The sequence below is a fragment of the Pseudaquabacterium inlustre genome, from assembly GCF_038066595.1.
Classification (GTDB): Bacteria; Pseudomonadota; Gammaproteobacteria; order Burkholderiales; family Burkholderiaceae_C; genus Pseudaquabacterium; species Pseudaquabacterium inlustre.
The window spans coordinates 149,369-171,260 of sequence record NZ_JBBUTH010000008.1 but is presented as its reverse complement, the minus strand read 5'-3'; the positions used below and the strand labels follow the sequence as shown (position 1 = coordinate 171,260).

General features: G+C 71.0%; 19 protein-coding genes. 10 read left to right on the top strand and 9 right to left on the bottom strand.

The features are described 5' to 3' along the window. Nucleotides 1-85: 85 nt before the first annotated feature. The gene (locus AACH10_RS15345; protein ID WP_341411326.1) at nt 86-364 is read right to left on the bottom strand and encodes a hypothetical protein; all 279 of its coding nucleotides are present in this window, start codon (nt 362-364) and stop codon (nt 86-88) included. Between the two features lie 190 nt (nt 365-554). Then, nucleotides 555-1,985: a serine/threonine-protein kinase gene (locus tag AACH10_RS15340; protein WP_341411325.1), complete on the bottom strand. Its 1,431-nt coding sequence runs from the start codon at nt 1,983-1,985 to the stop codon at nt 555-557. Nucleotides 1,986-2,121: 136 nt separating this feature from the next. On the opposite strand from AACH10_RS15340, the gene argS reads away from it, so the two are divergent. From argS to AACH10_RS15305, 7 genes are all read left to right on the top strand, one after another. Next, nucleotides 2,122-3,840: an arginine--tRNA ligase gene (gene argS / locus AACH10_RS15335; RefSeq protein ID WP_341411324.1), complete on the top strand. Its 1,719-nt coding sequence runs from the start codon at nt 2,122-2,124 to the stop codon at nt 3,838-3,840. Beyond that, nucleotides 3,840-4,595 (top strand): SPOR domain-containing protein, encoded by a 756-nt coding sequence (locus tag AACH10_RS15330; RefSeq protein ID WP_341411323.1) that lies wholly within the window; start codon nt 3,840-3,842, stop codon nt 4,593-4,595. The genes argS and AACH10_RS15330 overlap by 1 nt, the downstream gene beginning before the upstream one ends. Nucleotides 4,596-4,681: 86 nt before the next feature. After that, nucleotides 4,682-5,320 (top strand): thiol:disulfide interchange protein DsbA/DsbL, encoded by a 639-nt coding sequence (locus AACH10_RS15325; protein WP_341411322.1) that lies wholly within the window; start codon nt 4,682-4,684, stop codon nt 5,318-5,320. Between the two features lie 143 nt (nt 5,321-5,463). After that, nucleotides 5,464-6,123, top strand: a complete 660-nt coding sequence (gene lptA / locus AACH10_RS15320) for a lipopolysaccharide transport periplasmic protein LptA (protein WP_341411321.1) — start codon at nt 5,464-5,466, stop codon at nt 6,121-6,123. 29 nt (nt 6,124-6,152) lie between these two features. After that, nucleotides 6,153-6,929, top strand: a complete 777-nt coding sequence (gene lptB / locus AACH10_RS15315) for an LPS export ABC transporter ATP-binding protein (protein ID WP_341411748.1) — start codon at nt 6,153-6,155, stop codon at nt 6,927-6,929. A 16-nt stretch (nt 6,930-6,945) separates the two neighbouring features. After that, nucleotides 6,946-8,487: an RNA polymerase factor sigma-54 gene (locus tag AACH10_RS15310; protein WP_341411320.1), complete on the top strand. Its 1,542-nt coding sequence runs from the start codon at nt 6,946-6,948 to the stop codon at nt 8,485-8,487. Then, nucleotides 8,484-9,971 (top strand): THUMP domain-containing class I SAM-dependent RNA methyltransferase, encoded by a 1,488-nt coding sequence (locus AACH10_RS15305; RefSeq protein WP_341411319.1) that lies wholly within the window; start codon nt 8,484-8,486, stop codon nt 9,969-9,971. The genes AACH10_RS15310 and AACH10_RS15305 overlap by 4 nt, the downstream gene beginning before the upstream one ends. On the opposite strand, the gene AACH10_RS15300 is transcribed toward AACH10_RS15305, so the two are convergent. The 6 genes from AACH10_RS15300 to AACH10_RS15275 all read right to left on the bottom strand — a co-directional run bounded on the left by AACH10_RS15300 (nt 9,972) and on the right by AACH10_RS15275 (nt 17,379). Next, a complete protein-coding gene (locus AACH10_RS15300; protein ID WP_341411318.1) occupies nt 9,972-11,138 on the bottom strand; it encodes an MFS transporter in 1,167 nt (388 codons plus the stop codon). 16 nt (nt 11,139-11,154) lie between these two features. Then, entirely contained in the window at nt 11,155-11,904 is a 750-nt protein-coding gene (locus AACH10_RS15295) for a 16S rRNA (uracil(1498)-N(3))-methyltransferase (RefSeq protein ID WP_341411317.1), read from the bottom strand. Nucleotides 11,905-11,934: 30 nt separating this feature from the next. Next, on the bottom strand, nt 11,935-12,531 hold the full coding sequence (locus AACH10_RS15290) for a hypothetical protein (protein WP_341411316.1): 597 nt from the start codon (nt 12,529-12,531) through the stop codon (nt 11,935-11,937). Beyond that, a complete protein-coding gene (locus AACH10_RS15285) occupies nt 12,528-14,204 on the bottom strand; it encodes a long-chain-fatty-acid--CoA ligase (protein WP_341411315.1) in 1,677 nt (558 codons plus the stop codon). The genes AACH10_RS15290 and AACH10_RS15285 overlap by 4 nt, the downstream gene beginning before the upstream one ends. 132 nt (nt 14,205-14,336) lie before the next feature. Beyond that, a complete protein-coding gene (gene pntB / locus AACH10_RS15280) occupies nt 14,337-15,755 on the bottom strand; it encodes a Re/Si-specific NAD(P)(+) transhydrogenase subunit beta (RefSeq protein ID WP_341411314.1) in 1,419 nt (472 codons plus the stop codon). Between the two features lie 34 nt (nt 15,756-15,789). Next, nucleotides 15,790-17,379 (bottom strand): Re/Si-specific NAD(P)(+) transhydrogenase subunit alpha, encoded by a 1,590-nt coding sequence (locus AACH10_RS15275; protein ID WP_341411313.1) that lies wholly within the window; start codon nt 17,377-17,379, stop codon nt 15,790-15,792. Between the two features lie 198 nt (nt 17,380-17,577). On the opposite strand from AACH10_RS15275, the gene AACH10_RS15270 reads away from it, so the two are divergent. Both AACH10_RS15270 and AACH10_RS15265 read left to right on the top strand, forming a co-directional pair. Then, nucleotides 17,578-18,102, top strand: a complete 525-nt coding sequence (locus tag AACH10_RS15270; protein WP_341411312.1) for an NUDIX hydrolase — start codon at nt 17,578-17,580, stop codon at nt 18,100-18,102. After that, the gene (locus AACH10_RS15265) at nt 18,099-19,001 is read left to right on the top strand and encodes an MBL fold metallo-hydrolase (protein ID WP_341411311.1); all 903 of its coding nucleotides are present in this window, start codon (nt 18,099-18,101) and stop codon (nt 18,999-19,001) included. The genes AACH10_RS15270 and AACH10_RS15265 overlap by 4 nt, the downstream gene beginning before the upstream one ends. A gap of 88 nt (nt 19,002-19,089) precedes the next feature. Here the strand turns inward: AACH10_RS15265 and AACH10_RS15260 are convergent, their stop codons facing one another. Beyond that, the gene (locus tag AACH10_RS15260) at nt 19,090-20,520 is read right to left on the bottom strand and encodes an esterase-like activity of phytase family protein (RefSeq protein WP_341411310.1); all 1,431 of its coding nucleotides are present in this window, start codon (nt 20,518-20,520) and stop codon (nt 19,090-19,092) included. 95 nt (nt 20,521-20,615) lie between these two features. Here AACH10_RS15260 and mnmA point away from each other — a divergent pair, with 95 nt between their 5' ends. Then, a complete protein-coding gene (gene mnmA, locus AACH10_RS15255; protein WP_341411309.1) occupies nt 20,616-21,758 on the top strand; it encodes a tRNA 2-thiouridine(34) synthase MnmA in 1,143 nt (380 codons plus the stop codon). Nucleotides 21,759-21,892 lie beyond the last annotated feature (134 nt).

Here is a 21,892-nt window from a genome sequence, read left to right as displayed (position 1 = left end):
GGCGCCACCATGCAAAAGGCCGGCAAAGCCGGCCTGTTGCGGGTGCTGCGCGCGGGCCCTCAGGCCCGGCATCGGCGCAGGCCGATCACTTGGCGTCGGCGGTGCACTTCTTGACGAAGCTGTTCTTGGCCGCGCCGTGCAGCTTCTTCTCGCCGGCCTGCTTCTCGCAGGCCTCGGCGGCCGGCGACTTGGCGGCGGCGGCGCCGCCCGAGCACTTCTTGACGAAGCTGTTCTTGGCCGCGCCGTGCAGCTTCTTCTCGTCGGCCTGCTTCTCGCAGGCGGCCTTGTCCTCGGCGAAGGCGTGCGTGGTCACGCCGGCGGCCAGGAACATCGCGACGGCAACGGTGGACAACTGCTTCAGCATGGTGGGGGTCCTCTTCCTCGGGTGATGTGGATGCGGCCGGATGGCCGATGCCGATTGGAGCAGAGCGCCCACGCACCGGCAATGATTCAACGCCGCCGGCGGGCGGCCGGTGCACCGGCGCCACGCAAACCTGTTGATCGCCATCACGCGTCGGCCACGCCGGGCGGGCCGGGTGGGGCCTGCGCTGGCGCTAGAGGATGCGCCGCGGGTGATGCAGCGCCTCGTGCGCGGCATGCAGCCGGCGCACCAGCACGCGGATGAAGGCCGCATCGAACAGGTGCCGCGTGCTCGGGCTGAAGGTGTCCATCGACTCGGGCGTGAACGAGATCGTGGTGGCCATGTCGGAGACGATCACGTCGGCGGCGTGCACGCGCAGGTCGGGGCTGGGTGCCAGGTAGGCCATCTCGCCCACCGAGGTGCCGGCGCCCAGGCGCGCCACCCGCTGGCCGTCGCGGTACACCTCGATGCGGCCCTGGGCAATGATGTGGAAGGTGTTGCCGGTCTCGCCCTTGCGGTACAGCGCCGTGCCGTGGCGGTGACGCAGCCACTGCGCGCGGTGCACCACCTCCCACAGCTCCACGTCGCCGAAGCCGCTGAAGAACTCCAGGCTGCGCAGCAGGTTGAAGCGCTCGGAGTCCAGCACGTCCTGCTGGCGGCCCAGCGGCACCTCGGCATTGGCCACCAGCAGCGCCCACTCGCGGGCAAAGCTGTCCCAGTCGGCCGGCCGCTCGTCGCGCTGCTTGCTCAGCGCGCGCATCAGCAGCGCCTCCATGCGCGGCGGCACGCCTTCGCGCAGGCTGCCCAGCGGCTGCGGCGGCTGGTGGTAGATCATGTTCATCAGCGCCACCTGGTTGCCGGCCTCGAAGGGCGGGCGGCCCGAGACCAGGTGGTACAGCACCGCGGCCAGCGAGTAGATGTCGGCGCGCGCATCCACCTGCGTGCCGTCCAGCTGCTCGGGTGACATGTAGGCCAGCGAGCCGACGCGGAACACCTGCGTGCGGTCGCTGGTCTGGTCGAAGACGCTGCCGAAGTCGGTGATCTTGATGTCGGTCACCAGGTCGTTGTGCAGCAGCGCCAGGATGTTGGCCGGCTTCACGTCGCGGTGGATCAAGCCCTTGCGCGCCACGTAGCCCAGGGCCATTGCGCACTTGAAGCCGATCTCCACCACCTGCTCCAGTGACAGCAGGTTGTCGGGTCGGCAGAAGCGGCGCAGCGTGCTGCCCGGCACGTACTCCATCACCAGGTAGGGCTGCAACGGGTCTTCGACCGCGTCGATCAGCCGCACCACGTTGGGATGCTGCAGCTTGCCGACCAGGTCGGCCTCGGCGGCGAAGAAGCGCTCACGGTAGTGCAGGTCATCGCCGAACTGCGCGCTGGCGGCGCGCGCGCGCTTGATCGCCACCTGCTGCTGGTGGAACTCGTCCTCGGCGAGGAACACCTCGCTGGTGGCGCCCTCGCCCAGCCGGGCCAGCACGCGGTACTTGCCGATGCGGTCGGGCAGCGCGTTGCCGGCGGCCGCGGCCGGCGCCGGGGCCGCCGACGCGGGCGGTTCGGCGACTGGCGGTGCGGCGGTCGGCGCCAGCGGCGCGCTGAGATCGGCGAAGACGGACGAAAGGGCCATGGCTGCTGGGACTCCAAGGTCTGTCTTCGGCACCGCCGGGGCCCGGCTGTAGGCCGCCGGTCCACGCAATTGCAACCAGGCGTTCGGCGCGCCGGCGGCCGGGGCGCCGCCACCCCGCCCCGTAGAATCCCGCCCCATGATCCAAGCCAAGCAGGAGCTGTTGGCGGCACTCGGTGCCGCGGTGCAGCAGCTCGCGCCAGACACCCCGTTCACGCCCGCTTTCGAGTCGCCCAAGCAGGCCGCCCATGGCGACTTCGCCATCACCGCGGCCATGCAGCTGGCCAAGGCCGCCAAGCGCAACCCGCGCGAGCTGGCCACCGCCCTGGTCGAGGCGCTGAACGCGCAAGGCGCCGTGCAGCGCTGGGTGGACGCGCTGGAAATCGCCGGCCCCGGCTTCATCAACCTGCGCCTGAAGCCCGCCGCCAAGCAGGCCGTGGTGAGCGAGGTGCTGGCCGCCGGCGAGGCCTATGGCCGCCAGCCGGCGCACGGCCGCAGCGTGATGGTCGAGTTCGTGTCGGCCAACCCCACCGGCCCGCTGCACCTGGGCCATGCGCGCCAGGCGGCGCTGGGCGATGCGATCTGCAGCCTGTTCGCCACCCAGGGCTGGGCGGTGACGCGCGAGTTCTATTACAACGACGCCGGCGTGCAGATCGGCACCCTGGCGCACAGCACGCAGTGCCGCCTGAAGGGCCTGAAGCCCGGTGACGCCGGCTGGCCCGAGGCCGCCTACAACGGCGACTACATCCAGGACATCGCCGACGCCTTCCGCGCCCAGGCCACCGTCAAGGCCGACGACCGCGCATTCACCGCCAGCGGCGATGTGGACGACCTGGACGGCATCCGTCAGTTCGCCGTGGCCTACCTGCGCCACGAGCAGGACCTGGACCTGCAGGCCTTCGGACTGCGCTTCGACAACTACTACCTCGAGAGCGGCCTGTACACCAGTGGCCGCGTCGAGGCGGCGGTGCAGCGCCTGATCGCCAACGGCAAGACCTACGAGTCCGAAGGCGCGCTGTGGCTCAAGAGCACCGAGTACGGCGACGACAAGGACCGCGTGATGCGCAAGTCCGACGGCACGTACACCTACTTCGTGCCCGATGTGGCGTACCACATCCACAAGTTCGAGCGTGGTTTCAGCAAGTGCATCAACATCCAGGGCACCGACCACCACGGCACCATCGCCCGCGTGCGTGGCGGCCTGCAGGCGGCGGATCTGGGCATCCCGCCCGGCTTCCCCGACTACGTGCTGCACAAGATGGTGCTGGTGATGCGCGGCGGCCAGGAGGTCAAGCTCAGCAAGCGCGCCGGCAGCTACGTGACGCTGCGCGACCTGATCGACTGGACCAGCCGCGACGCGGTGCGCTTCTTCCTGGTCAGCCGCAAGGCCGACACCGAGTTCACCTTCGACGTCGACCTGGCGCTGAAGGCCAATGACGAGAACCCGGTGTTCTACGTGCAGTACGCCCATGCGCGCATCTGCTCGGTGCTGGCCGCCTGGCGCGAGAAGCAGGGCGCGGCGGTGGACGCTCCGGCCGACCTGTCGCTGCTGACCGCGCCGACCGAAACCGCGCTGATGCTCAAGCTGGCGGCTTACCCCGGCATGCTGGCCGCCGCCGCCGCCGACCTGGCGCCGCACGACGTCACCTTCTACCTGCGCGACCTGGCCGCCGCCTTCCACAGCTGGTATGCGGCCGAGCGCTTCCTGGTCGATGACCTGGCGCTGGCCGGTGCGCGCATGGCGCTGCTGGCCGCCACCGCCCAGGTGCTGCGCAATGCGCTGGCGGTGCTGGGCGTCAGCGCCCCCGAGGCCATGGCGCGCGAGGCCGCGCCCACCGACGCCGGGGAGCCGGCCTGATGGCCGCGGCGAAGGCGGGCGGCACGGTGAAGACCGTGAAGGCGGCACCGGCGCGCGGTGGCTTCGGCGTCGGCCTGGTCGTCGGCCTGCTGATCGGCCTGGCCGTCGCGCTGGGCGTGGCGCTCTACATCACCAAGGCGCCGATCCCCTTCGTCAACAAGCTGCCGCAGCGCACCGCCGAGCAGGACGCCGCCGAGGCCGAGCGCAACAAGCACTGGGACCCGAACGCACCGCTGGCCGGCAAGGGCGCCGCACCGCGGGCCGCGGTGGCCTCGGGCGCCAGCGCGCCGGACGCGGCCACCCCCGCCCCCGCACCGGCGGCCACGCCCGCACCGGCCCCCGTGGCCACCAGCCCGGCACCTGGCACGGCCCCGGCCGCGCCCACCGGCGCCCAGGCCCACTCCCCCGCGGCGCCGGCTTCGGCGGCCACCGCGCGTGCATCGGCGGCCGCATCGGCGCCGGCACGCGATCCGGCGGCCATCCTGGCCGGCCAGAACGGCACGGCGCCGGCGGCCAAGCCGGCCATGTTCTTCGTGCAGGCGGGCGCCTACTCGAACCCCGACGACGCCGAGGCGCAGCGTGCGCGGCTGGCGATGTCGGGCTTCACGGCCAAGGTGATGGCGCGCGAGCAGTCGGGCAAGACGGTCTACCGCGTGCGCCTGGGCCCGTTCGACGAGCGCGATGCCGCCGACGACCTGCGCGACAAGCTGGGCGCGGCCGGTGTCGAGTCCACGCTGGTGCGTGTCGAGCGTTGAACCAGGGTTGAACCTGTGGCGGTCGGCTGACTCCATGGGCGATCCACCCCTGAAATGCATGCCCTGAGCCGGGCAAAGGAAGTCGAATGAACCGTCGTGACATCGTGATCGGTCTGCCCGCCGCGGGCCTGCTCAGCGGCCTGGCGCTGCCCAGCCTGGCCCAGGGCGGCCCGGTCGAGGGCCAGGACTACAAGAAGCTCGACAAGCCGCTGGCCGTGGCCGCCGGCAAGATCGAGGTGGTCGAGTTCTTCGGCTACTGGTGCCCGCATTGCAACGCCTTCGAGCCGGCGCTGGACGCCTGGCAGCGCAAGCTGCCGGCCGACCAGGTGGCCTTCCGCCGCGTCTCGATCTCGTTCCGCCCGAACCAGGAGCCGCTGCAGCGCCTGTACTACGCGCTGGAGGCCCTGGGCCAGGTCGAGGCGCTGCACCGCAAGGTGTTCAACGCCGTGCACATCGAGCGCAAGCCGTTCAACAACGACGCCGACGTGCTGGCCTGGGCCCAGGCCAGTGGTGCCGATGGCGCCAAGATCGTCGAGGCGATGAAGAGCTTCGGCGTGGCCACCAAGGTGCGCCTGGCGCGCCAGCTGGCCGAGGGCTATGGCATCGACGGCGTGCCCACGCTGGGCGTGCAGGGCCGCTGGCGCACCGCGCCGTCGATGGCCGGCAGCGAGGTTCGCGCACTGGCCGTCACCGACGCGCTGATCGCGATGGCGCGCAAGGCCTGATACATCCTCTGGAAAACCCTGGGTTTCTGACGCCGCGCTGACGGCGTCACCAAGGCCCACCGGATGCCACAGATTTGGCATCCGGGTATTCCGCAGCGAACGGCACTTGGGCCTAGAATGGTCTGCAAGTTTTGTGCCGTTCGATGCCCATCCTGCCCGCCCTCACCCCGTCCGCCGCCCGGCTGCTGCCCGGTGCCGCCCTGGCCTTGACGCTGGCGGTGGCCGGACCGGCGCTGGCCGAGCGCGCCGACCGCACCAAGCCGATGGCGCTGGAAAGCGATCAGCCCTGCGTGGTGAACCTGGCCAAGCAGATCAGCCAGTGCAGCGGCAACGTGGTGATCAGCCAGGGCACGCTGCTGTTGCGCGCCGACAAGCTGGAGGTGCGTGAGACGCCCGAAGGCTGGCAGGTGGTGCAGGCCAGCGGCACGGCCGACAAGCCGGCCCGCGTGAAGCAAAAGCGCGACGGCATCGACGAGAGCGTCGAGGGCCAGGCCCAGCGCATCGACTACGACAGCAAGACCGGCGTGATCCGCTTCGAAGGCGCGGCCGTGGTGCGGCGCCTGCGCGGCGCCACGCTGGCCGATGAGATCCAGGGCGCGCGCATCGTCTGGGACGGCCAGGCCGAGACCTTCAATGTGCAGGGCGGTGGGGCCACCACCGCCACCAACCCCGGCGGCCGCGTGCGCGCGGTGATCACGCCACGCCCCGGCACCGAGGCCGCCGCCGCGATGGCCGCCGAGGCCGCGTCCGCACCCGCGCAGGCCCCGCTGAAGAGCACGCCGGCCCTCGGGGAGCGGCGGTGACATCCGCCCAGGCGCCAGAGCGCGTGGCGATGGCGGCGCAGCCCCCGATCGGCCAGAGCCAAGGGCTCCAAGGGCTGACGGTCCAGGGGCTGCAAAAGAGCTACGGCTCGCGCCAGGTGGTCAAGGAAGTGCACCTGGCCGTGGGCGCCGGCGAGGTGGTGGGCCTGCTGGGCCCCAACGGCGCCGGCAAGACCACCACCTTCTACATGGTGGTGGGTCTGGTGCGTGCCGATGCCGGCGAGATCCGCATCGACGGCCAGGCCGTGCAAGGCAAGCCCATCCACCAGCGCGCGCGCATGGGCCTGAGCTACCTGCCGCAGGAAGCCTCGATCTTCCGCAAGCTCACGGTCGAGGAGAACGTGCGTGCGGTGCTCGAGCTGCAGGTGGGCGCCGACGGCCGGCCGCTGGCGGCCACCGAGATCCAGCAGCGCCTGGACGGCCTGCTGCACGACCTGAGCATCGAGAAGCTGCGCGACTCGCCGGCGCCGGCACTGTCGGGCGGCGAGCGTCGCCGTGTCGAGATCGCCCGCGCGCTGGCCACGCAGCCGCGCTTCATCCTGCTCGACGAGCCCTTCGCTGGCGTCGATCCGATCGCGGTGATCGAGATCCAGCGCATCATCGGCTTCCTGAAGCAGCGCGGCATCGGCGTGCTGATCACCGACCACAACGTGCGCGAGATGCTGGGCATCTGCGACCGCGCCTACATCATCAGCGAGGGGCGCGTGCTGGCCGAAGGCACGCCGTCCGAGATCGTCGAGAACGCCGACGTTCGCCGGGTGTACCTCGGCGAGCATTTCAAGATGTGATGACAGGCCCGAAGTCATGAAGCCTTCATTGCAGGTCCGCCTGTCGCAGCACCTGGCGCTGACGCCCCAGCTGCAGCAATCGATCCGCCTGCTGCAACTCTCCACGCTGGAGCTGCACCAGGAAATCGAGCAGATGCTCGAGGCCAATCCCTTCCTCGACGTGGAGGACGGCGGCGACGACTCGCTGGCCTATGGCCTGGAACGCGTGGCCGCCACGCCGGAGAGCGGTGCCGGCGCCGAGCGCGAGAAGGAGCGCCTGAGCGAGCGCGAGGACGCCGGCAGCGACGAGCCTGCCGGCGTGGACACCGCCGAGTTCGGCGCCACCGAGCGCGACGACTGGGAGAACGGCACCGAGCGTGACGACTTCGACGGCATCCGCGAGGCGCCCAGCAACAGCCCCTCGGGCAGCGGCGACGACGACTTCGAGCCGGTGGACGCGGCCAGCAGCGGCCCCACGCTGCAGGAGCACCTGCGCCGCCAGCTGCTGGGCATGCGCCTGTCGGACGAAGACGCGGCCACCGTGATGGTGCTGATCGAGAGCCTGGACGAGGACGGCTGGCTGGCCGACCCGCTGGCCGAGATCGCCGAGCGCGTGGCCGCCTCGCTGGACATCCCCGAAGACGACCTGGAGGCGCGCGAAGACCTGTTCGAGCGCCTGCGCTGCGGCCTGAAGTGGCTGCAGAGCCTGGAGCCCACCGGCGTGGGCGCCGCCAACCTGGGTGAGTGCCTGTGCCTGCAACTGCGCGAGAAGCCGGCCAGCCCGGCGCGCAAGCTGGCCATGCGCATTGCCGAGCAGCACCTCGAGCTGCTGGCGCGGCGCGACATGAAGAAGCTGACGCAGGCCACCGGCGCTGATGAAGCGCTGCTGCGCGAGGCCCAGGCGCTGATCCTGACCTGCGAGCCCAAGCCGGGCCGGCCGTTCACGCGCGCCGAGGCCAACATCATCGTGCCCGACGTCATCGTGCAGAAGGCCGGGCGCGGCTGGAAGGCCGTGCTCAACCCCGACGTGATGCCCAAGCTGAAGATCAACGACCTCTATGCGCAGGCCATCCGCGGCCAGCGCAACGGGGCCGCGGGTGGGCTGTCGTCGCGGCTGCAGGAGGCGCGCTGGTTCATGAAGAACATCCTGCAGCGCTTCGACACCATCCTGCGCGTCAGCCAGGCCATCGTCGAGCGGCAGAAGGGCTTCTTCACCCACGGCGAGATCGCGATGAAGCCGCTGGTGCTGCGCGAAATCGCCGACGAACTGGGCCTGCACGAGAGCACGATCTCGCGCGTGACCACGGCCAAGTACATGAACACGCCGTTCGGCACCTTCGAGCTGAAGTACTTCTTCGGCTCCAGCCTGAACACCGAGGCCGGCGGCAACGCCAGCTCCACCGCCGTGCGCGCGCTGATCAAGCAGCTGGTGGCCAACGAAGACCCGGCCAAGCCGCTGTCGGACAGCCAGCTGTCGGACATGCTGTCCGAGCAGGGCATCCAGGTGGCGCGGCGCACGGTGGCCAAGTACCGCGAGGCGCTGAAGATCGCGCCCGCCAACCTGCGCAAAGCCCTTTGACCAAGACCCCCCGTCCGCCGATCGGCGGCTACAAGACCCAGCGCCACACCGAGGCGCGTGGGCCCGGCCCGCGTTCCGGCGGCCCTGGCGGTCCGGCCATGCGCGGTCCCGGTGGCCCCGGCATGCCGGCCCGCGGCCCGGTGCGCCTGCCCGTCAAGGCCATCGCGCCGGTGGGCGACACGCCGGTGTCGCTGTTCCTGCCCTGTGCCGCTGGCGTCGAGCCGCTGCTGGCCGACGAGGTGGCGGCCCTGCTGGGCGTGGACCGCGCCGTGGTGCCGGCCGACCCCAGCCGCCGCCGCGTGGTGGAGCAGCGTGGCGGCGTGCAGGTGCTGGGCGATGCCCGCGTGGCGATGCAGCTGAACCTGCACAGCCGCCTGGCGCAGCGCGTGCTGTGGCCGCTGGCCTTCGGCCCCTACGAGAGCGAGCACGACCTGTACGACCTGGCGCGCCGCGTGCCGTGGGGCGACTGGATCACGCCCGAGCAGACCTTCCGCATCGACACCAGCGCCACGCGCAGTCCGCTGCAGAGCCTGAACTTCGCCACGCTGCGCGTGAAGGACGCGCTGTGCGATGTGCTGCGCGACGCCACCGGCAGCCGCCCCAGCGTCGACACCCGCCACCCCGATCTGCCGCTGGTGCTGCACCTGACGGCCGACACCGCGTCGCTGTATGCCGACACCTCGGGCGAGGCGCTGTTCAAGCGCGGCTGGCGCGACGAGCGCGATGGCGGCCTGAAGGGCGAGGCGCCACTGAAGGAAACCCTGGCCGCCGCGATGCTGGCCGCCGCCGGCTGGCAGGGCCGGCCCGAAGACGGTGCGCTGCTCGACCCCTGCTGCGGCGCCGGCACCATCGCCATCGAGGCCGCGCAGATCGCCTGTGGCATCGCGCCGGGGCTGAAGCGCCGCTTCGCCTTCGAGCGCATGCTGCCGTTCCGCACGCAACTGTCCGCCTGGGGCCAGCTGAAGGCCGAGGCGCAGGCGGCCGTGCACGCGCCGGCCGTGGCCATCCACGCCGGTGACGTGAGCTTCCGCATGACCGACTTCGCCGCGCGCAATGCCCAGCGCGCCGGCGTCGGCCATGCCATCGTCTTCAAGACCGCCGACGCGCTGCAGCGCCCGCCGCCGGCCGAGGCCGGCCTGCTGGTGTTCAACCCGCCGTACGGCGAGCGCATCGAGGCCAAGGGCTCGCGCGGCGAGCGCGGCGCCGAGCGCGCGGTGCGCGAGGGCTTCGCTGAAGGCCCTGCGGGTGCGCCCGAGGGCGAGAAGGACGCCGCCGGCGCCGCCTTCTTCAGCGGCCTGGCCGCGCACTGGAAGCGCGCCTATGCCGGCTGGACGGCCTGGGTGCTCAGCCCCGACATGAAGCTGCCGCAGGCCCTGCGCCTGAAGGAAGCCCGCCGCGTGCCGATGTGGAACGGTCCGATCGAGTGCCGGCTGTTCCGCTTCGACCTGATCGCCGGCTCGGCGCGGGCGCCGCGCGCCGAGTGATCAGCGCGCCGGCCGCACCTGGCGCAGCCACAGCAGCGCGGCCCCCATCAGCGCCAGCGGCAGCAGCGCGCCCAGGTTCATGGCCTGCCAGCCGCCGGTGGTGACCAGCGCGCCCGAGCTGAACGAGGTCAGCGTCATCGTCGTGTAGACGCAGAAGTCCAGCGCCGCCTGGGCGCGGGTCTTTTCCTCGGGGCGCCAGGCCTCGGTGGCCAGCGTGGTGCCGCCGATGTAGAGGAAGTTCCAGCCCAGGCCCAGCACCATCAGCGCGCCCAGGAAGTGCATGACGTCGTTGCCCGACAGCGCGAACGCCACGCAGCCCAGGTTCAGCAGCAGGCCCACGGCCATCACCGGCTCCACGCCGAAGCGCTGGATCAGCCGGCCGGTGACGAAGCTGGGCACGAACATCGCCAGCACATGCCACTCCAGCACCAGCGCGGCGGCCGAGAACGGGTGGCTGCACTGGGCCATGGCGATGGGCGTGGCGGCCATCAGCAGGTTCATCACGCCGTAGCCGATGCTGCAGGCCGCGGCGGCGATGATGAACAGCGGCTGGCGCACGATCTCGCCCAGCGGACGGCCCTGCACCGCACCACCGCCCTGGCCCGGCAGCGGCGGAAAGGGAATCAGGCTCATCACACCCAGGCTGGCCACGGCCACGCCGGCCAGCACCAGGTAGGCGCCGGCAAACGGTGCGCCGGCCAGCAGGTCACGGCTGTGCGTGGCCAGGTTGGGGCCCACCACGCCGCCCAGGATGCCGGCCGCCAGCACCCAGGAGATGGCCCGCTCCTTGGCCTGCGGCGGCACCAGCTCGATGGCGGCAAAGCGGTACAGCGCGCCGTTGGCGTTGTAGAAGCCGGCCAGCAGCGTGGCCGCGCACAGCAGCCAGAAGCTGGCGTGGGCCGCGGCCCAGGCGCACAACAGCGCGCTGACGATGGCCACCACCAGCCCCAGCTGGAAGCTGCGCTGGCGGCCCCAGCGGCGCTGCACCCGCGCCACGATGCCGGTGGCCAGCGCGCCGCCGGCCACATAGCCGGTGACCGGCAGTGTGGCCATCCAGCCGGCCGGCGCCAGCGCCAGGCCCACCAGGCCGTTGATGGCGATGAAGGTCACGTTGTTGACCATCAGCAGGCCCTGGCAGATCACCAGCAGCGCCAGGGGGCGGTTCATGGGCGGTGCGTCCTGTTCAGGCCGTGTGGCCGTGGGCGGCGATGACGGCCAGTGCGGCCAGCGGCGCGGTGTCGGCGCGCAGCACGCGCGGGCCCAGCGACACGGGCTGGAAGCCGGCCTTCTCGGCGGCCGCCTGCTCGGCGGGGCTCAGGCCGCCCTCGGGGCCGCTCAGGAGCACCCAGTGCGTGCCCGGCGCTGCGGCGTCCAGCACCTGGCGCAGCGGCGGGGCGGTGGTGTCCAGGCTCAGCTGCAGGCCACGGGCCCCCGCACCGGCGGCGCCCAGCGCGCCGGGCAGCCAGGCGGCCAGGGTCTGTGGCGCAGCGATGGGCGGCACGCGGTTGCGCCCGCTCTGCTCGCAGGCCGACACGGCCACGGCCTGCCAGTGCTGGGCCTTGCGCTCGGCGCGCTCACCGGCCACGCGCAGCACCGAGCGCTCGGTCACCAGCGGCGCGATGGCCGTGGCGCCCAGCTCGGTGGCCTTCTCGATCAGCGTGTCCATGCGCTCGTTGGCGGGCATGCCGGGCGCCAGCGTCACGGCCTGGGCCAGCTCGACCTCCAGCGCCTCGTGCGCGATGGCGCGCGCCGTCACCTCGCGCCGGCCCATTGCCAGCACCTCGGCCTGCCACTGGCCACCGGTGCCGTCGAACAGCGTCAGCGCATCGCCGGGCTGCAGGCGCAGCACCTGCACATGGCGCGTGGCATTGGGCGGCAGCGCGATCTCGGCGCCGGGTGAGAGCGGGGTGTCGACATGCAGACGGGGAGGCATCGGCCGAGTGTGCCGCAGGGCGCGGCCGGTTCAGCCCGGCGCGCCCGCATTCGCGGCCGGCTCGGGCGCCGTCAGGCGGCCGGCCAGCGCCAGCGCAGCGGCCGGCCCCTCGGTCACGCGCACCTGCTCGACGAATTGCAGCGCCAGCGCGCGCAACTCGTCGGGGCCGTTGCAGCGTTCGACGTCGAGGACCAGCCGGTAGCCCTTGATCAGGCCCAGCACCGGCCGCGCCTCGGCGGTGATGCGGTCGTACAGCGTGCGGTAGCCCAGGCCGGCCAGGGTCTGGGCCAGCGTCGGGCGGGTGCCGGCGGCCGGCGCCGCGGCCTCGGGGGCTGGTGCGGCCGTGCCGGCGACGGGCGCCGCCGGGGTGGCCGGCGCGATCAGCCCGGCCTCGCGCAGGGCCTGCAACTCGGCGGGGCCGCAGCCCTGCACCATGGCCATCCAGTCGGCGGCCGCACGGCCGGGCTCGATGATCAGCAGCAGGTTGCGCGCCTGGCGGCTGAGGGCCAGCGCGCGGCCGCGCACCTCGGCGCGGCCGGCCTCGGTCTTGGCGTAGCGGCGCTGGGCCGCCACCGCGGGATCGTCGGGAAGGGAAGCCGCGTCGCGATCGACGGGCGGCGGGTTCACTTCGTGGCCTGTCGCAGTTCTCGCCGCAGGATCTTGCCGACGTTGGTCTTGGGCAGATCGGTGCGGAACTCGACCACCCGCGGCCGCTTGTAGCCGGTGAGGTTGCTCTCGCAGTAGGCGCGCACGTCGGCCTCGGTGATGGCCGGGTCCTTCTTGACGATGACCACCTTGACCACCTCGCCCGACTTCTCGTCGGGCACGCCCACGGCGGCGCATTCCAGCACGCCGGGCATCTGGCTCAGCACGTCTTCCACCTCGTTCGGGTAGACGTTGAAGCCGCCCACCAGGATCATGTCCTTCTTGCGGTCGACGATGCGGAAGTAGCCGCGCTCGTCGACCATGCCGACGTCGCCAGTGCGGAAGAAGCCGTCGGCGGTCATCACCTTGGCGGTTTCATCGGGGCGCTGCCAGTAGCCGGCCATCACCTGCGGGCCGCGGATGGCGATCTCGCCGGCTTGGCCGGGGCCGACTTCGCGGCCATCGTCGTCCAGCAGCTTCAGCTCGGTGCCGGGCATCGGCAGGCCGATGGTGCCCGAGTACGAGGTGCTGTCCACCGGGTTGCAGGTGGCCGAAGGGCTGGTCTCCGACAGGCCGTAGCCTTCGCAGATCGGGCAGCCGGTCTTCTCGAGCCACAGGCGGGCGGTGCCGGCCGTGACGGCCATGCCGCCGCCCACGCTGATCTTCAGGTGGCTCCAGTCGACCTTGTCGAAGTCGGGGTGGTTGGCCAATGCCGTGAACAGCGTGTTCACGGCCGGGAAGCTGTGGAAGCGCTGGCCGGCCAGGTCTTTCAGCAGCGAGCCGAAGTCGCGCGCGTTCGGGATCAGGATGTTGCAGCCGCCCATGCGCAGGCTGAGCATCATGTTCGTGTTGAAGCCGAAGATGTGGTACAGAGGCAGCGCGCACACGGTGACGATCTGCTCGCCGGCCGGAATCTTCTTGAGCGCCGGCTGGTACCAGGCCTCGGCCTGCAGGATGTTGGCCACCAGGTTGCGGTGCAGCAGCACGGCGCCCTTGCTGACGCCGGTGGTGCCGCCGGTGTACTGCAGCACGGCGATGTCTTCGGGCCCGATCTTGGGCGCGGTGTAGGTCTTGCCGCGGCCCTCGGACAGCGCGTCCTTGAAGCGCACGGTGCCCGGCAGGTTGAAGGCCGGCACCATCTTCTTCACGCGGCGCACCACGTGGTTGACGATGGCGCCCTTGACCAGGCCCAGCATGTCGCCCATGGCCGCCAGCATCACCTTCTTGGTGGGCACATGGTCGATCACCTGCTGCAGCGTGGCGGCGAAGTTCTCGAGGATGATGATGGCCTTGGCGCCCGAGTCCTTGAGCTGGTGCTCCAGCTCGCGCGGGGTGTAGAGCGGGTTCACGTTCACCACCACCATGCCGGCACGCAGGATGGCGGCCACCGCCACCGGGTACTGCGGCACGTTGGGCATCATGATGGCCACGCGGTCGCCACGCTCCAGGCCGCTGGCCTGCAGCCAGGCGGCCAGCGCGCGCGAGGCGTCGTCCACCTCGCCGAAGCGGATGGCCTTGCCCATGAACAGGTAGGCCGTCTGGTCGCGGTAGGTGCGGAAGCTGTCGTCGATCAGGGCCACCAGCGACGGGTAGGCCTCGGTGGAGATGTCCGCCGGCACGCCTGCGGGGTAATGCTTGAGCCAGATCTTGTCCATGCCGGGATTCTTGCGGATTCCTGACGGGCCAAGCCTCAGGGTAGTCGATAGCGTGCCTAGGGCGAGCTGTCTACGCCGGGCATGAAAAAGGCCCGCCAAGCGGGCCTTTCGGGTGCAGGCGGGGCGGCCGGGTCAGGCCTTCAGCGCCCCCAGCACCTCGTCGAGCATCTTCTTGGCATCGCCGAACAGCATGCGGTTGTTCTCTTTGTAGAACAGCGGGTTGTCCACGCCGGCATAGCCGCTGGCCATGCTGCGCTTCATCACGATGCTGGTCTTGGCCTTCCACACCTCCAGCACCGGCATGCCGGCGATCGGGCTGTTGGGGTCGTCCTGCGCGGCCGGGTTCACGATGTCGTTGGCGCCGATGACCATCGTGACGTCGGTGTCGGGGAAGTCCTCGTTGATCTCGTCCATCTCCAGCACGATGTCGTAAGGCACCTTGGCCTCGGCCAGCAGCACGTTCATGTGGCCCGGCATGCGGCCGGCCACCGGGTGGATGCCGAAGCGCACGTTCACGCCCTTCTCGCGCAGCAGCTTGGTGATCTCGTACACCGTGTGCTGGGCCTGGGCCACGGCCATGCCGTAGCCGGGCACGATGATCACGTTCTTGGCTTCCTTCAGCAGCTCGGCGGTCTCCACCGCGCTGACCGGGCTCACCTCGCCCTGCGGCTCGGCCGCAGCCCCGCCGGCCGGCTTGGCCGCCGGCGCACCGCCGCCGAAGCCACCGGCGATCACGCTGATGAAGTTGCGGTTCATCGCGCGGCACATGATGTAGCTGAGGATGGCGCCCGAGCTGCCCACCAGCGCGCCGGTCACGATCAGCAGGTCGTTGCTGAGCATGAAGCCGGTGGCCGCGGCGGCCCAGCCCGAGTAGCTGTTGAGCATCGAGACCACCACCGGCATGTCGGCGCCGCCAATGGCCATCACCATGTGGATGCCGAACAGCAGCGAGATCACGGTCATCACCAGCAGCGGCGTCATGCCGGCCTGGATGTCGTGCGCATGCAGGAATTCGCGGCCGAACCAGACGACGATCAGCAGACCGGCCAGGTTCAGCCAGTGGCGTGCCGGCAGCAGCAGCGGCTTGCCGCCGATCTTGCCGCTGAGCTTGCCGAAGGCCACGATGGAACCCGAGAAGGTCACCGCGCCGATCAGGATGCCGACATAGATCTCCACCTCGTGGATGGCCTTCTCGGCTTCGGTGGGGAAGACGGTGGAGGTGTCCACATAGCTGGCAAAGCCCACCAGGCAGGCCGCCAGGCCCACCAGGCTGTGCATCAGCGCCACCAGCTCGGGCATCTGCGTCATCTGCACCTTCTTGGCGGCGATGACACCGATGGCGCCGCCGATGGCCAGCGCGCCCACGATGTACGGGATGCCCGCCGGCGTGACGCGCGGGCCCAGCACGGTGGCCAGCACGGCGATGGTCATGCCGACCATGCCGAACAGGTTGCCGCGGCGGGCGGTCTCGGGGTTGGCCAGCCCGCCCAGGCTGAGGATGAAGAGGATGGTCGCGCCGATGTACGACACGGTGGCCAGGCTCGAAGTCATGATGTTCCGGTCCTTGTTGTTGTCGTTGTCGGGATCACTTGCGGAACATCGCCAGCATGCGACGCGTGACCGCGAAGCCGCCGAACATGTTGACGGCCGTGAGCGCCAGCGCAAAGACCGCCAGGCCCAGGATCAGCGCATTCGGCCGGTTGGCTGCACCCCCGGCATCCAGCGGCGGCGCCACCTGCACCAGCGCGCCGATGGCGATGATCGAGCTGATCGCGTTGGTCACGCTCATCAGCGGCGTGTGCAGGCTGGGCGTGACGTTCCACACCACCATGTAGCCGATGAAGCAGGCCAGCACGAAGACGGTGAAGTGGCTCAGGAACGCCGCCGGCGCGTACAGGCCCACCAGGCCGAACAGCAGGGCGCCCATGCCGAACACGATGGCCAGCGATTGGCCCGACATCGGCTCGCCCGGGCCGTGGCCGTGGGCCGGTGCCTTGGGCACGGCGGCGGCCGCAGCCTTGGGGGCCGGCGGCGCGGGCAGCTTCAGCGGCGGGGCGGGCCAGGTCACTTCACCGGCCTTGACCACCGTGAGGCCGCGGATCGCGTCGTCCTCGAAGTTGACGTTCAGCTGCCCGTCCTTGGCCTTGCACAGCTCTTCCGTCAGGCGCAGCAGGTTGTTGGAGTACAGCGTGGACGATTGCTTGGCCAGGCGGCTGGCCAGATCGGTGTAGCCCACGATGGTGACGCCGTGGCGCACCACGGCCTCGCCCGGCACGGTGAGCTCGCAGTTGCCGCCCTGCTCGGCGGCCATGTCGACGATCACCGAGCCCGGCTTCATGCTCTGCACCATCTCGGCCGTGATCAGCCGCGGCGCGGGCTTGCCGGGGATCAGCGCGGTGGTGATGATGATGTCGCACTCCTTGGCCTGCTGCGCGTACATCGCACGCTGCGCGGCCTGGAAGCCTTCGCTCATCACCTTGGCATAGCCGCCGCCGCCCGAGCCTTCTTCCTCGTAGTCGACCTTGACGAACTCGCCGCCCAGCGAGGTGACCTGGTCGGCCACCTCGGCGCGCGTGTCGTTGGCGCGCACGATGGCGCCCAGGTTGGCGGCGGTGCCGATGGCGGCCAGGCCCGCCACGCCGGCCCCGGCGATGAACACCTTGGCCGGCGGGATCTTGCCCGCGGCCGTGACCTGGCCGTTGAAGAAGCGGCCGAAGGCATTGGCGGCTTCGATGACGGCGCGGTAGCCGCTGATGCCGGCCATCGAGGTCAGCGCGTCCATCTTCTGCGCGCGGCTCAGCTGGCGCGGCAGGCAGTCGATGGCCAGCACGGTGAGTTTCTTGGCGGCCAGTTGCTGCATCAGCTCGGGGTTCTGCGCCGGCCAGACAAAGCCGATCAGCGTGCTGCCTTCGCGCAGCTGGGCCACTTCTTCGGCGGTGGGCACGCGCACCTTGAACACCACATCGGCCTGGGCGTACAGCGTGGCGGCATCGGGCAGCACCTCGGCGCCGGCGGCGCGGTAGGTGTCGTCGGCAAAGTTGGCCGCATCACCCGCGCCGCTTTGCACCGCCACCCGGAAGCCCAGCTTGATGAGCTTTTCCACCACCTCCGGCACGGTGGCCACGCGCTTCTCGCCCGCGGCCGTCTCCTTCGGGACGCCAATCAACAAAGCCATGAACGGAACTCCTCGTCGTGTCGGGTGGGCGCGGTGGGCTCGTGCCCCGCACCGCGCGTGCTTTCAACGCCTTGGAAGGCGCCCTTTTGTCTGCAAGAAGCTTACCTGACTTCATTCTTGCGGCCGTCGCGCGCGTGATAGAGGTCGCACCCCATTGACACTGCATCATCGCGACATGAACCGCTGCCAGAGACACCGATGACTGACTCGCGTTGGAAGCCCAGCGTCACCGTGGCCGCCATCGTGTCGCGCAATGACCCCGACGGCCCGCGCTACCTGCTGGTGGAGGAGATGACGCCCGAGGGGCTGAGGCTCAACAACCCGGCCGGCCACCTGGACCCCGGCGAATCCCCGCAACAGGCCGCTGCGCGCGAGTGTCTGGAAGAGACAGCCTGTGCCTTCGTGCCACAGGCGCTGGTGGGTGTGTACCTGTCGCGCTTCCAGCGTGGTGAGCGCCTGGTGGATGGCCTGCCCCGGCCGGCCGAGGACATCACCTTCGTGCGCTTCGCCTATTGCGGCAGCGTGGGCGAGCCCGAGCCCGGCCGCGCGCTGGACGCGCCCATCGTGCGCACGCTGTGGCTCACGCCCGACGAGGTGCGCGCCAGCGTGGCCCGCCACCGCAGCCCGCTGCTGCTGCAATGCATCGAGGACCACCTGGCCGGCAAGCGCCTGCCGCTGGACGCGGTGACGACCCACGCCTCGGTGCACGGGGCCGTGCGATGAGCGGCGAGGTGCGCAGCTTCGGGTCGGTGACCATCCACCTCGGCGACAAATCCGGCAAGTACCCTGACGGCAACCAGGTGCTGGTGAGCGGCGCCGAAGAGCGCGTGGCCTTCGACACGCCGCTGGTGGCGCAGCGCATCGGCGAGGCCTTCGACACCGTGGACCGGGTCATCCTGGGCCATGTGCACGAGGACCACATGGCGGGCTTGAGCCGCGTGCCGCAGGCCGCCGTGCAGGTGCACGAGGCCGACCTGGCGGCCGCGCAGAGCTGGGACGGCCTGGCGCGCCACTTCGGCTACGAGGAGGCGGTGCTCACGGCGTTGAAGGCGCGCATCGAGCGCGACTTCGCCTACGCCCCGCGGCCCGACGCCACCGGCTACGCCGACGGCGCGCAGTGGTCGCTGGGCGGCGGCGTCACCGTGCGCGCCCAGCACCTGCCGGGCCACACCGCCGGCCATTGCGCGCTGATCGTCGACAGCGAGGGCCTGGCCTTCATCGGCGACATCGACCTGTCCAGCTTCGGCCCGTACTACGGCGATGCCACGTCCAGCCTGGCCGACTTCCGGCGCACGCTGCGCGCCGTGGCGGCACTGGAGGCGGGGGTGTGGGTCACCTCGCACCACCGCGCGGTGCTGACCGACCGCGACGAGTTCCTGGCGGCACTGAGGGCCTTTGCCGGCCGCATCGACGAGCGCCGCGCGCGCCTGCTGGCCATGCTGGCCGATGGCCCGCAGACGCTGGATCAGCTCGCCGCGCGCCGCCTGATCTACAAGCCCGACCACGAGGCCGACTGGATCACCGGCGTCGAGCGCCGCAGCATCGGCCAGCACCTGGACGAGTTGCTGGCCGACGGCGATGCCCGCCAGTTGGACGACGGGCGTTGGGCGCTGGCGGGCTGAGGAGACCCAGGCGAGCGCCGGGCCGCCCCAAGCCGCCTGGGCACCCGCCCGGCGGGTGGTCGCCGTACCCGGCGACCGGGTGCACCAGTCAGCCGCGGCGGCGCCGTGCCACCGCGCCCAGCAGGGCCAGGCCACCGGCCATCAGCGCGTAGCTGCCCGGCTCGGGCACGGCGCTGACATTCAGCGGCGTGCTCAGGCCGATCTTCAGGAACTCGGTGTGGTCCGAGGTCAGCGCGCGGCCGCCGCCACCGGGGAAGTTGTTGTCATTGATCACGAGCAGCGTCTGGCTGTCGAGGATCAGCACATCCTCGATGGTCACGTAGGGGAAGGTGAAGGCGGTGCTGCCGTCGCCGTTCAGGTCGTGCGGGTCGGCCACGTTCATCAGGTCCACCACCTCGGTCTTCTTGGCGAAGCCGGCGGCGTCCACCTCGGCGATGTCGATCAGGAAGATCTTCTTGAACGGCGTGCCGGTGGCGCTGGTGGCCGTGGTGCCGTTGCGCTCGATCACCAGGAATTGGTGGTCGTTCACCGCGGTCATGTCGCCGATGTTGGTGCCGGCGGCGTCCAGCTTGTAGAGCCACTGCTGGCCGGTGTAGGCCTCGGCGTCGATGCTGAACTCGTCGATGCGCAGGGCCTTGTTGGTGCCGTCGTCGCCGGTCACCGTGCCTTCCAGCAGCGTGAACAGCTTGTCGCCGGCCGGGTTGATGGCCATGCCCTCGAAGCCGTTGGAGTTGCGCAGGTTGGCCGTGCCGCTGCCCAGGAAGGGGTTGCTCGGTGACATCACGAAGCCGCCCGTGGCCGTGGAGCCGGCCGGCTTGAAGTTCGGCAGCGGGATCTCCTGGCGCAGCACCTTGCCTGTGGCGTCGGTCTTCACCAGGAAGGGGCCGAACTCCTCGCCGAACCACAGGTTGCCGTGCTTGTCCTTGCGCACCGACTCGATGTCGAAGTCGGCGCCGGTCAGCAGGCGGCCGGCCTTGATGGCCGGGTCGACCAGCGGATTGGCGGCGTTGTTGTAGTAGTTCAGGTAGTCGGCCTGGATCGCGAAGCCGAGCTTGCGGTCGGGGTCGGCCAGCGTGATGTGGCTGGCCGCGCTGAAGCTGCCCAGCGCGGCGCCGCTGCTGTGGCTGGCGGCCGCCACCGTGCCGCTGCCGCCGCTGGCGGTGCGGAAGTCGGGCGCCACGGCATAGACGCGCAGCAGCGTGTCGGCCGAGCTGGCCTTGCTGCCGAAGCCGTTGTCGGGCATCACGTAGTAGCTGCCGGCCGTGGGCCCGGCCAGCACGGCCGAGAAGCCCTGCACCGGCTGCGCGTTCAGGTAGGGCGGGTTGTTGGCGGGGCTGGCGCTGTTGGTGAACGCGAACTGGCCCGAGGTGGGGCCGGGCGCAAAGGTGGCCGCGGGCATCACGGCCCAGCCTTGCAGCGTGCCGGCGGCCTGCGCGGTGACGGGCAGCGCGGCCAGGGTGGCGAGGGACAACAGACAGGCGGCGACGACGGCCGGGCGCGCGCGACGGTGGTGGGACATGGGCTCCTCCTCAGGGGCAGTGGAGCGGCGGATTCTTCGCAGCGCCCATGTCCTGGCCGTGACGGGGTTCGGGGCGGGCAAGGGACAATCGGGCCATGTCTCCCGTTCCTGCTCCCGGTTCCCTGCAGCGTGTGGTCGTCGGCCTGTCCGGCGGCGTGGATTCGGCCGTCACGGCCTGGCTGTTGAAGCAGCAGGGCCACGAGGTGGTCGGCATCTTCATGAAGAACTGGGAAGACGACGACGACAGCGAGTACTGCTCGTCGCGCCAGGACTTCCTGGACGCCGCCGCGGTGGCCGACGTGATCGGCATCGAACTGGAGCACGTGAACTTCGCGGCCGAGTACAAGGACCGCGTGTTCGCCGAGTTCCTGCGCGAGTACCAGGCCGGCCGCACGCCCAACCCCGACGTGCTGTGCAACGCCGAGATCAAGTTCAAGGCCTTCCTCGACCACGCCATGCGCCTGGGCGCGGCCAAGATCGCCACCGGCCACTACGCGCGCGTGCGGCTGAATGCGGCCACCGGCCGGCATGAACTGCTGAAGGGCCTGGACCCGCTGAAGGACCAGAGCTACTTCCTGCACCGGCTGAACCAGGCGCAGCTGGCCAACACCCTGTTCCCGGTGGGCGAGCTGCCCAAGACCGAGGTGCGCCGCATCGCCGCCGAGATCGGCCTGCCCAACGCCAAGAAGAAGGATTCCACCGGCATCTGCTTCATCGGCGAGCGACCGTTCCGCGAGTTCCTGAACCGCTACCTCAGCCACGCGCCCGGCGACATCGTCGACGAGCGCGGGCGCCGCATCGGCCAGCACGTGGGGCTGAGCTTCTACACGCTGGGCCAGCGCCAGGGCCTGGGCATCGGCGGCGTGAAGGAGAAGGGCGCGGCGCGCGGTGCTGGCGACCACGAGCCCTGGTTCGTGGCGCGCAAGGACCTGGCGCGCAACCGCCTGGTGGCGGTGCAGGGCCACGGCCACCCGTGGCTGCAGTCGCCCGAGCTGAGCTTCGACGACTGCGCCTGGGTGGCCGGTGAACCGCCGGCCGATGGGCCGCTGGCCGCCAAGACGCGCTACCGCCAGGCCGATGCGGCGTGCACGCTGCAGGCGCTGGACGGCGGCCGCTTTGCGCTGCGCTTTCCCGAGCCGCAATGGGCGGTGACGCCGGGGCAGTCGGCCGTGCTGTACGACGGCGAGGTGTGCCTGGGTGGCGGCGTGATCGCCAGCGCGCAGACGCTGGCGGACTGAAGCGCCCGGCCAGCGCCGGGGGGGGGGGGGGCGGGCGGCCACGGCCGCCGTGCCTCAAGTCGGCGCGCCGCGCGGCCGATAGACGAGTGTCGGGTCTCGCCGTGCCTGCGGCGCGGGCTCCGGTCGTCCGTCCG

Bases quoted from the DNA above. Each gene is read 5' to 3' on its own strand.
- AACH10_RS15285 (WP_341411315.1), bottom strand. From the start codon at position 14,204: ATGGACAAGATCTGGCTCAAGCATTACCCCGCAGGCGTGCCGGCGGAC.
- AACH10_RS15270 (WP_341411312.1), top strand. From the start codon at position 17,578: ATGACTGACTCGCGTTGGAAGCCCAGCGTCACCGTGGCCGCCATCGTG.
- AACH10_RS15275 (WP_341411313.1), bottom strand. From the start codon at position 17,379: ATGGCTTTGTTGATTGGCGTCCCGAAGGAGACGGCCGCGGGCGAGAAG.
- AACH10_RS15310 (WP_341411320.1), top strand. From the start codon at position 6,946: ATGAAGCCTTCATTGCAGGTCCGCCTGTCGCAGCACCTGGCGCTGACG.
- mnmA (WP_341411309.1), top strand. From the start codon at position 20,616: ATGTCTCCCGTTCCTGCTCCCGGTTCCCTGCAGCGTGTGGTCGTCGGC.
- argS (WP_341411324.1), top strand. From the start codon at position 2,122: ATGATCCAAGCCAAGCAGGAGCTGTTGGCGGCACTCGGTGCCGCGGTG.
- lptB (WP_341411748.1), top strand. From the start codon at position 6,153: ATGGCGGCGCAGCCCCCGATCGGCCAGAGCCAAGGGCTCCAAGGGCTG.
- AACH10_RS15345 (WP_341411326.1), bottom strand. From the start codon at position 364: ATGCTGAAGCAGTTGTCCACCGTTGCCGTCGCGATGTTCCTGGCCGCC.
- lptA (WP_341411321.1), top strand. From the start codon at position 5,464: ATGCCCATCCTGCCCGCCCTCACCCCGTCCGCCGCCCGGCTGCTGCCC.
- AACH10_RS15330 (WP_341411323.1), top strand. From the start codon at position 3,840: ATGGCCGCGGCGAAGGCGGGCGGCACGGTGAAGACCGTGAAGGCGGCA.
- AACH10_RS15300 (WP_341411318.1), bottom strand. From the start codon at position 11,138: ATGAACCGCCCCCTGGCGCTGCTGGTGATCTGCCAGGGCCTGCTGATG.
- AACH10_RS15265 (WP_341411311.1), top strand. From the start codon at position 18,099: ATGAGCGGCGAGGTGCGCAGCTTCGGGTCGGTGACCATCCACCTCGGC.
- AACH10_RS15325 (WP_341411322.1), top strand. From the start codon at position 4,682: ATGAACCGTCGTGACATCGTGATCGGTCTGCCCGCCGCGGGCCTGCTC.
- AACH10_RS15340 (WP_341411325.1), bottom strand. From the start codon at position 1,985: ATGGCCCTTTCGTCCGTCTTCGCCGATCTCAGCGCGCCGCTGGCGCCG.
- pntB (WP_341411314.1), bottom strand. From the start codon at position 15,755: ATGACTTCGAGCCTGGCCACCGTGTCGTACATCGGCGCGACCATCCTC.
- AACH10_RS15260 (WP_341411310.1), bottom strand. From the start codon at position 20,520: ATGTCCCACCACCGTCGCGCGCGCCCGGCCGTCGTCGCCGCCTGTCTG.
- AACH10_RS15295 (WP_341411317.1), bottom strand. From the start codon at position 11,904: ATGCCTCCCCGTCTGCATGTCGACACCCCGCTCTCACCCGGCGCCGAG.